Annotated in this window: 7 protein-coding genes and 1 pseudogene; all 8 read left to right on the forward strand. The window is 41.8% G+C overall.

Annotation, left to right across the window (positions count from 1 at the left end):
- The coding region (gene nusA, locus B2R65_RS01915) for a transcription termination factor NusA (protein ID WP_286740619.1) at positions 1-1,143 on the forward strand (1,143 nt) is incomplete at its 5' end.
- 25 nt (positions 1,144-1,168) lie between these two features.
- On the forward strand, positions 1,169-3,826 hold the full coding sequence (infB, locus tag B2R65_RS01920; protein ID WP_286740620.1) for a translation initiation factor IF-2: 2,658 nt from the start codon (positions 1,169-1,171) through the stop codon (positions 3,824-3,826).
- A gap of 109 nt (positions 3,827-3,935) precedes the next feature.
- Positions 3,936-4,343, forward strand: coding sequence for a 30S ribosome-binding factor RbfA (gene rbfA, locus B2R65_RS01925; protein WP_004585886.1), 408 nt, complete (start codon positions 3,936-3,938; stop codon positions 4,341-4,343).
- Positions 4,343-5,287 (forward strand): tRNA pseudouridine(55) synthase TruB, encoded by a 945-nt coding sequence (gene truB, locus B2R65_RS01930; protein ID WP_286740622.1) that lies wholly within the window; start codon positions 4,343-4,345, stop codon positions 5,285-5,287. Before rbfA ends, truB begins: the two co-directional genes overlap by 1 nt.
- A 109-nt stretch (positions 5,288-5,396) precedes the next feature.
- Complete coding sequence (gene rpsO / locus B2R65_RS01935; protein WP_004585888.1) at positions 5,397-5,666, forward strand: 30S ribosomal protein S15; 270 nt, start codon at positions 5,397-5,399, stop codon at positions 5,664-5,666.
- A 500-nt stretch (positions 5,667-6,166) separates the two neighbouring features.
- On the forward strand, positions 6,167-8,293 hold the full coding sequence (gene pnp / locus B2R65_RS01940; RefSeq protein WP_004585889.1) for a polyribonucleotide nucleotidyltransferase: 2,127 nt from the start codon (positions 6,167-6,169) through the stop codon (positions 8,291-8,293).
- 140 nt (positions 8,294-8,433) lie between these two features.
- A complete protein-coding gene (gene nlpI, locus B2R65_RS01945; protein WP_029773956.1) occupies positions 8,434-9,312 on the forward strand; it encodes a lipoprotein NlpI in 879 nt (292 codons plus the stop codon).
- Positions 9,296-9,979: pseudogene (locus B2R65_RS01950) on the forward strand (hypothetical protein); the annotation flags it as partial. The gene nlpI and the pseudogene B2R65_RS01950, both read left to right, overlap by 17 nt.

Genomic DNA, 9,979 nt, shown 5'->3' on the forward strand with positions numbered 1-9,979 from the left:
GTACAAAAAGTACGTGAAGCTGAGCGCGCCTTAGTTGTAGAAGCTTATAAAGATCAAGAAGGCGAGCTAGTAACAGGTGTCGTTAAAAAAGCAACACGTGATGCAATCGTACTTGATTTAGGTAACAACGCAGAAGCGGTTATTTACCGTGACGATATGCTGCCACGTGAAAACTTCCGTCCGGGTGACCGTATCCGTGGTCTTCTTTACGAAGTTAAACCTGAAGCTCGCGGTGCACAGTTATTTGTAACGCGTTCAAAACCAGAAATGCTGATGGAATTATTCCGCATTGAGGTGCCAGAGATTGGCGAAGAAATGATTGAGCTTCGTGCTGCAGCACGCGATCCGGGTTCACGCGCTAAAATCGCCGTTAAATCTAACGACAAGCGTATTGACCCAGTAGGTGCGTGTGTTGGTATGCGTGGTGCACGTGTTCAAGCTGTATCATCAGAACTTGGTGGCGAGCGTGTTGATATCGTACTTTACGATGACAACCCAGCGCAGTTTGTTATTAACGCAATGGCACCGGCTGAAGTAGCTTCAATCGTAATGGATGAAGACACTCATTCAATGGATATCGCTGTAGAAGCTGATAACCTAGCACAAGCAATTGGTCGCAATGGTCAAAATGTTCGTTTAGCAAGCCAATTAACTGGCTGGGAACTAAACGTAATGACTGTTGAAGACATGCGCGCTAAAAACGAAGCAGAGTCAGATAAGTTAATTAACTTATTTACTGAAAACTTAGATATTGATGATGAATTTGCATCATTACTTATCAACGAAGGTTTCTCAACACTTGAAGAAGTAGCATATGTGCCAGCTTCTGAGTTTTTAGAAATCGACGGCCTAGATGAAGAAACGGTTGATTTACTGCGCTCACGTGCAAAAGATGCATTAACCACTAAAGCGCTTAAAACGGAAGAAAGCTTAGAAGGTGTAGAGCCTGCAGAAGACTTACTTGCGCTTGAAGGCTTAGAGCGTCATCTAGCATTTGTTATGGCAAGCAAGGGTGTAGTTACACTTGAAGACTTAGCTGAGCAAGGTATTGATGAATTGGTAGATATTACAGAGCTAACACCTGAAAAAGCAGGTGAGCTAATTATGGCTGCACGTAATATTTGTTGGTTCGCAGACGAGTAATTTATTAACGGAGGTATTACACACTATGGCAGAAGTAAATGTTGAAAAACTAGCCGGCGATATAGGTACAACTGTTGATAAATTGCTTCAGCAATTTTCACAAGCGGGTATCACTAAAAAAGCAGGTGATAATGTAACTGAAGCTGAAAAAGCACAGTTACTTGATCACTTAAGCAAATCGCACGGTGGTACTGGTTCAGATGGCCCAGCACGTATGACTTTACAACGTAAGAGCAAAAGCACATTAAGTGTAACGGGCTCTACGGGTAAGGCAAAAGCTGTTCAAGTTGAAGTTCGCAAAACACGTACTTACGTGAAAAAGAGCGCAATGGAGCAAGAGCAAGAACAGCAACGTCTAGCTGCTGAAGAAAAAGCGCGTATCGAAGAGCAGCAAAAAGCTTCACAAGAAGCCGCTGAATTAAAAGCGAAACAAGAGGCAGAACGTAAAGCAAAAGAAGACGCTGATCGTAAAGCCAAAGAAGAAGCTAAACGCAAAGCAGATGCAGAGCGTAAAGCTAAACAACAGCAGATGACCCCAGAGCAAAGTGCTAAGTCTGAGAAAGATCGCATCGAAGCTGAGCGTCTGCAGAAAGAAGCAGAAGAGGCCGCATTGAAGAAAGCTGAAGAAGAAGCGAAACGTCAAGCAGAAGAGGCAAGAAAGCTAGCTGAAGAAAATGAAGCTCGCTGGAAAAAAGAAGAAGAAGAACGTAAGAAACGCGAAGAAACCGCGGATCACCATCTTACGACTTCTACTTATGCACGTGAGGCAGAAGATGTTGCCGATGCACGTGATGAGCAAGGTTCACGCCGCGCGAAGAAAAAGAAAAAAGCCCCAGCAAAAGATAAATTTGCAGGCGCTAAAGGCCGTAAAGGCAAGCTAAAAGCACCTACATCATTGCAACATGGTTTCCAAAAACCAACTGCAGATGTTAAAAATGAAGTGCGTATTAGCGAAACAATTACAGTAGCTGAGCTTGCATCACGCATGGCTGTTAAAGGCGCTGAAGTTGTTAAAACAATGATGAAAATGGGTGACATGGTTACCATTAACCAAGTGATTGACCAAGAAACAGCACAACTTGTTGCTGAAGAAATGGGTCACAAAGTTATCATCGTTAAAGAAAACGAATTAGAGCAAACAGTACTAAATGACCGTCATGAAGATGGTAAGTCTGAGCCGCGTGCGCCAGTAGTAACTGTAATGGGTCACGTTGACCATGGTAAAACATCAACGCTTGATTACATTCGTTCAGCTAAAGTTGCATCAGGCGAAGCCGGTGGTATTACACAGCACATTGGTGCATACCACGTTGAAACTAACGGCAACATGATCACTTTCTTAGATACACCAGGTCACGCCGCGTTTACATCAATGCGTGCACGTGGTGCTAAAGCGACAGATATCGTAATCCTAGTGGTTGCAGCAGACGATGGTGTAATGCCACAAACTAAAGAAGCGGTACAGCATGCTCGCGCAGCTGGCGTTCCTTTAATTATTGCTGTAAACAAAATGGATAAAGAAGGCGCAGATCCAGATCGCGTTAAAAACGAGCTAGCTCAGCTAGACGTTATCCCAGAAGATTGGGGCGGCGATACGCAGTACGTTCATATCTCAGCTAAAACAGGCTTAGGTATTGATGACTTACTTGAAGCTGTTCTTATGCAATCTGAGCTTTTAGAGCTTCGTGCTCCATCAGAAGGCATGGCAGCAGGTGTTGTAATTGAATCTCGTCTTGATAAAGGACGTGGTCCGGTTGCTTCTATCTTAGTTCAATCAGGTACCCTTAACCAAGGTGATATCGTACTGTGTGGTCTTGAATACGGCCGTGTTCGTGCAATGAAAGACGAAAACGGTAAAGACATTAAATCAGCAGGTCCTTCTATTCCAGTTGAAATTTTAGGTCTATCTGGTATTCCGGCTGCAGGTGATGAAGCGACTGTTGTTAAAGATGAGCGTAAAGCGCGTGAAGTTGCTTTATACCGTCAAGGTAAATTCCGCGACGTTAAATTGGCTCGTCAGCAAAAAGCGAAGCTTGAAAACATGTTTACTAACATGGCTGAAGGCGATGTATCAGAAGTTAACGTGGTACTTAAAGCAGACGTTCAAGGTTCAATCGAAGCAATTTCAGACTCACTAACTAAGCTTTCTACTGATGAAGTAAAAGTGAAGATTGTTGGTTCTGGCGTAGGTGGTATCACCGAAACTGATGCAACACTTGCTGCTGCATCTAACGCAATCGTAGTTGGCTTCAACGTTCGTGCCGATGCATCTGCACGTAAAGTGATTGATACTGAAAACTTAGACCTTCGCTACTACAGCGTAATCTACGCGCTAATCGAAGAAGTTAAGCAAGCCATGTCTGGTATGCTTGCTCCTGAGTTTAAGCAAGAGATTATTGGTCTTGCTGAAGTACGTGACGTGTTTAAGTCTCCAAAAATTGGCGCAATTGCTGGTTGTATGGTTACTGAAGGTACTATTAAACGCAGCGCACCAATTCGTGTACTACGTGATAACGTGGTTATTTACGAAGGTGAGCTTGAGTCACTACGTCGCTTTAAAGATGACGTTCAAGATGTTCGTAACGGCATGGAATGTGGTATCGGCGTTAAGAACTACAACGATGTTCGCGTTGGTGACCAAATCGAAGTATTCGAAACAGTTGAAGTACAACGTACACTTTAATTGCTCGTAAACTAAGATTGTAAATGGGGGCTTTGCCCCCATTTCTGTATCCATTATTTAATTAACTTATTATTTTAATTCAGTAAGTTATGATTTTAGGAAAACAATCATGAGAGAATTTTCTCGCACTGATCGTGTTGCTCAGCAAATTCAAAAAGAAATTGCTGTAATTTTACAACGCGAAATTAAAGATCCGCGCTTAGGCATGGTGACAGTGTCTGCGGTAGAAGTATCGCGCGATTTATCTTACGCAAAAGTTTTTATTACGGTGTTTAATACCGAAGATGAAAACAAAGCAAAAGAAAGCGCAAAAATACTTAACGAAGCAACGGGCTATATCCGCTCGTTACTGGGTAAGCGTATCCGTGCTCGTATAATGCCTGAGCTTAAATTTGTAGTAGATAACTCACTAATGGAAGGGATGCGTATCTCTAACTTAGTGGACTCGGTTATTCGCGAAGATAACGCTAAACATGTTGATGATGAAACTGATAGCGAAGAAGGCACTAAAGACTAATGGCAAGACGCAGTAAAGGCCGTCCGATTGATGGTATTTTGTTGTTAAACAAACCTCAAGGCATTTCATCGAACAAAGCCCTACAGCAAGCTAAAGGTATTTATTTTGCCCAAAAAGCTGGCCATACCGGTGCGCTAGACCCACTGGCCACTGGCATGCTGCCTATTTGCTTTGGTGAAGCGACCAAGTTTACCCAATTTTTGCTCGATACAGATAAAACTTATGTGGTAAGAGCAAAGCTAGGTGAGCGCACAACTACCTCTGATTCAGATGGCGAAGTGGTTGAAACCCGTGATGTAAACGTTACCACTGAACAGTTAGCTGCAGAAGTTGAAAAGTTTTTAGGCGAATCAGATCAGTATCCATCAATGTACTCAGCGCTTAAATATGAAGGTAAGCCTTTATATAAATACGCGCGTGAAGGCATTGAAGTACCGCGTAAATGCCGAAAAATAAACGTGTTTAGCTTAACGCTTGATGAGTTTGACGAAGCAAATAACGAAGTGCAAATGACCGCCCATGTATCTAAAGGGACGTACATTCGTACCATTGTTGATGATTTAGGCGAAAACCTAGGCTGTGGCGCACATGTTATTATGCTGCATCGCTCAGCGGTTGGCCATTACCCTAAAGATAAAATGGTATCGCTTGAGCACCTTGAAACCTTATTAGCCAAGGCTAAAGAAGAAGAGTTTGCCCCTTCTACATACCTTGATGAATTACTATTACCAATGGATAGTGCATTGGTTGATTTACCCGTTGTAGAAATTAGCAAAGAGCAGGGTGTTTCGTTTAGCCATGGACAAGCAGTCGTATTAGGCACTGATTTACCCGAAGGTGCAATTAAAGTCCTTGCTGATGGTGTGTTTATTGGTACCGGTGAGCGCAACCCTGACGGGCATTTAAAATCAAAGCGTGGCTTGTCTAATCAGCAACCCGAGTAAACTTTAACTTGTAGTTATTCTCATAGTTGGTAGAATACGCCCGCTTAATCGTTTTGGCTGAATTAGTGATCGGCTAAAGCACCTATTAAATTTAACTTTTGGAGTTATTATGTCACTAAGCAATCAAGAAAAAATCGATATCATTGCTAAATTTGCACGTGCTGAAGGCGACACAGGTTCACCTGAAGTACAAGTAGCTTTACTTACTTTTGATATCAACAAGCTTCAAGGTCACTTTGCTGACCACAAGCATGACTTCCACTCACGTCGTGGTCTGCTTCGTAAAGTAAGTACTCGCCGTAAATTGCTTGATTACCTTAAAGGTAAAGATATCTCGCGTTATACTGCGTTAATCCAAGAGCTTGGCCTACGTCGCTAAGAACTTGATTACGAGAAAAGGAGCTTTATAGCTCCTTTTTTTGTGCCTAAATTTAACGCCTCACACCCCATCATTAACTTAACCTCCCTTTAATATAAATAACACCAACCTTGTGCTAGCACTTAACAATTAAGGCTTGGCAACGCTTGCAACAACTGCGTTAAAATTATCTTTAAGAACAATTTAATAGCGAATTATTCACCTAACTATCTAAAGGTTTTTCATAGCTAAAAATTACAAGCTTAATTAAACGCTTTGCTATAAAACAATTAAAAAATAATGTGGCAAAAGCGATTACGTTTTATCTTTGGGTAGGCTCGCAATTTTACGTCGCTTTGGTATATACTATGCGCGTAGATAAATAGGTTATCTGCAGTCATTAAAAATTTTGCCAATTGTAGTACTTAATTGATTTCCAACTGAATACAATTATGTACTGTAATTGGCCCTTTTAATGACACTTATTAATGAAATATAAAAACATTTAAGGAATATTTTAAGTGCAAGCAATTATTAAAGAATTTCAACTAGGTCAACACACAGTTACCCTAGAAACAGGTGCGATCGCACGTCAAGCAGACGGCGCAGTATTAGCAAGCATCGGCGACACGTCAGTATTAGTTACTGTCGTTGGTAAGCGTGAAGCTCAACCTGGTCAAGACTTTTTCCCACTAACAGTTAACTACCAAGAGCGTATGTACGCTGCTGGTCGTATCCCTGGTGGTTTCTTAAAGCGTGAAGGTCGTCCTAACGATGGCGAAACACTTATTGCACGTCTTATTGACCGTCCAATTCGTCCACTTTTCCCAAATGGTTTCGTAAACGAAGTACAAGTTATTGCAACTGTTGTTTCTGTAAACCCTGAAATCCAACCAGATATGGTTGCGATGATTGGTACATCAGCAGCACTTGCTATCTCAGGCATCCCATTTAGCGGCCCAATTGGTGCGTCACGCGTTGGTTACATCAACGGTGAGTACGTACTTAACCCAACACTAAAAGAGCTTGAAGAAAGCCAACTTGATTTAGTTGTAGCGGGTACTGATAACGCAGTACTAATGGTTGAATCAGAAGCTGACGTACTAGCTGAAGACGTAATGCTAGGTGCGGTTGTATACGGCCATGAGCAATCTCAAGCTATTATCAACGCAATTAACGAATTTAAAGCAGAAGCGGGCAAGCCTACATGGGATTGGTCTGCACCTGAGAAAAACGTATCGCTTGAAGAAAAAGTAGCTGAACTTGCTGCTGATAAAGTAGGTGAAGCTTACCGTATTACCGATAAAGTAGCGCGTAAAGAAGCATTAACTGCAGCAAAAGACGCTGTAATTGAAGCGCTTACAAGCGAGCTTGCTGAAGATGAAACACTTGATAAGCAAGAAGTAGGTAAAGTATTTGGTTCTTTAGAGAAGAAAATTGTACGTGGCCGCATCACTGCTGGTGAAAAACGTATCGATGGTCGCGAACCAGACATGATCCGTGCACTAGACGTAATGACAGGTGTATTACCACGTACTCACGGTTCTGCAATTTTTACTCGTGGTGAAACTCAAGCATTAGTTACAGCTACACTTGGTACAGAACGTGATTCACAGTTAATCGATGATTTAACGGGTACTCACAAAAACCACTTCATGCTTAACTACAACTTCCCTCCATTCTGTGTAGGTGAAACTGGTTTTGTAGGTTCTCCTAAGCGTCGTGAAATTGGTCACGGTAACCTAGCTAAGCGTGGTATTTCTGCTGTAATGCCTACACTTACTGAGTTCCCTTACTCAATTCGTGTTGTATCTGAAATCACTGAATCTAACGGTTCGTCTTCAATGGCATCTGTTTGTGGTACGTCACTAGCACTTATGAACGCGGGTGTACCAATTAAAGCGTCTGTTGCGGGTATCGCGATGGGTCTTGTGAAAGAAGATGAGAAGTTTGTTGTTCTTTCAGATATCTTAGGTGATGAAGATCACTTAGGTGACATGGACTTTAAAGTAGCAGGTACTACTAACGGTATCACTGCACTACAAATGGATATCAAGATTGAAGGTATCACACAAGAAATCATGCAAATTGCGCTTAAACAAGCAAAAGCTGCACGTTTACACATTTTAGGTGTGATGGATGAAGCGATTTCTGCTCCTTCTGAAGAATTATCAATGTTTGCTCCTCGCATCTACACTATGCAAATTCCTGCTAAGAAGATTGCTGAAGTAATTGGTAAAGGTGGCGCTACAATCCGTCAACTTACTGAAGAGACAGGCACAACAATTGAAATTGAAGACGACGGTACAATTAAGATTGCTGCAACAGACGGTGAAAGCGCGCAAAACGCAATTACACGTATTGAGCAATTAACAGCAGAACTAGAAGTAGGTACGATCTACACTGGTAAAGTTGTACGTATTGTTGACTTTGGTGCGTTTGTAAACATTCTTCCTGGTAAAGATGGCCTAGTGCATATTTCTCAAATCAGCACAGAGCGTGTTAACAACGTAACTGACCACTTAAGTGAAGGTCAAGAAGTTAAAGTTAAAGTACTAGAAGTAGACCGCCAAGGCCGTGTACGTCTAAGCATTAAAGAAGCAATGGAATCAGCAGCACCTGCAGCTGATGAGTCGAAAGACGCATAATTGCTAAACTTTAACCCGTTAATATACGCGGGATAATAAAAAAGGGGCTGTTTAGCCCCTTTTTTTATGCTTTAATGAAACCTTATTAGACAAGGTCTGTCTTATTTTTATTGCGATATATCTTGGTATTAAGGATTTTAATGATACTCAAACATTTAGCTTTGGCATCTTTTGCTATTTTGTCTTTAAGCGCTTGCCAAACCACGACTGAATCAAAACCTACGCCGATTGTTAATGTGCCTTTTACTGCACCCCTTGCATCTGACTTTAGAAGTGAAATTGCGATTGCACGTTACTCTGAGCTATTAAATAGAGCCGATTTAAGTACCGAGCAACAAGCTAAGCTTTACTATGACCGTGGGGTATTATTTGATAGCTTAGGAATGACCACGTTATCGCGCATTGATTTTAACCGCGCTATAAAACTAAAGCCTGATTTAGCTGAGGTGTATAACTTTTTAGGTATTCAGCACACTTTAATGCAGCAATACGAAAAAGCGTATGAGTTTTTTGACTCAGCCCTTGAGCTTAATGAAGAGCATGAATACGCTTATTTAAACCGTGGCATTGCACTGTATTATGGTGAAAGAGCAAACCTAGCGCAAAGTGACTTTGATGAGTTTTTAGCACGTTCACCAAACGATCCTTATCGTGTGTTATGGCTTTACCTTGCACAATCACAAGAGGATAAACAACAAGCATTAGCGGCTCTTAAAACAAATGCTGCAGCCCTTGATGAATCGCAATGGGCGTATCAGTTAATTTCGCTTTATACCGGCGATATGAGTGAGCATACGTTTTTATCGGGTATTAGCGAGGGCGTTAAATCAGAGCAAGAATACGCACAGCGCTTGTGCGAGGCGTACTTTTACTTAGCCAAAATGCACCAAGCAGCCGGTGAGCAGTTTTTAGCTGCTGATTACTTTAGGTTGGCATTATCCACTAATGTGCATGAGTTTATTGAATACAAATATGCACGTTTAGAGCTTGAGCTTATGGCTGGTGCAGACGCTAGTTAAATACTCGTGTTATCTGATTGGTTTGCTATTTAGCCTGTTTATTGCAGGCTCTAGCAACCAGTTAAGCAGCATTAGCTTTTGGCATGTACTTCACGCTCAGGCTAATCCGCTGCAAAGTTATTGGCAATTTCCCCGTTACTTTTCAAATAATATTGCGCATCTTCCCGAGCTGACATTAGGCTTTTTAGCGCGTAAAAATATCCCATCAGCTCAGTACAATTATTCTTTAAAACTGATTAATGCAAGCAAAAACGAACAAGCAAAGTTATTTTGGCTACAAAGTATTGAGCATGTTGGGCATAACAAGCGCCAACAACTCGCGCATGCTCTTTTAAAGCAAGGTCGCTGGAATGATCTTCAACTATTGTTAACCCAAAACTTACTGCCTAAAGGCGCGGCATTTAACCATTTAGCGCTGCACAAAGGGAGTGACTATGAGCAAGTTTCGCCTTCCTTTTTACATCAACTTGGTTTTGCAGCGTTAAATACACGCCCGCCGATTAACAATAGCTGTAGTTACAATGTGCTGCTATTAGGTGTAAATAGAGAAGCCTTGTTTAAGTTATCAAGTTTTGCCGCGCAGTATAATAAAAAACCTGAGCCGCAAAGCGGGGCGTATTGTCTAAGTAAACCGGTTTACGCTGGGGGCGCAATTGACTGCGCTACC

Origin of the sequence: Pseudoalteromonas sp. UBA2102 (assembly GCF_002331165.1) — a bacterium.
Taxonomy (GTDB): Bacteria; Pseudomonadota; Gammaproteobacteria; order Enterobacterales; family Alteromonadaceae; genus Pseudoalteromonas; species Pseudoalteromonas atlantica.

What these genes read in the sequence shown, in the direction of transcription:
- infB (WP_286740620.1), top strand. Translation starts at nt 1,169, where the DNA reads ATGGCAGAAGTAAATGTTGAAAAACTAGCCGGCGATATAGGTACAACT.
- truB (WP_286740622.1), top strand. Translation starts at nt 4,343, where the DNA reads ATGGCAAGACGCAGTAAAGGCCGTCCGATTGATGGTATTTTGTTGTTA.
- rpsO (WP_004585888.1), top strand. Translation starts at nt 5,397, where the DNA reads ATGTCACTAAGCAATCAAGAAAAAATCGATATCATTGCTAAATTTGCA.
- rbfA (WP_004585886.1), top strand. Translation starts at nt 3,936, where the DNA reads ATGAGAGAATTTTCTCGCACTGATCGTGTTGCTCAGCAAATTCAAAAA.
- nlpI (WP_029773956.1), top strand. Translation starts at nt 8,434, where the DNA reads ATGATACTCAAACATTTAGCTTTGGCATCTTTTGCTATTTTGTCTTTA.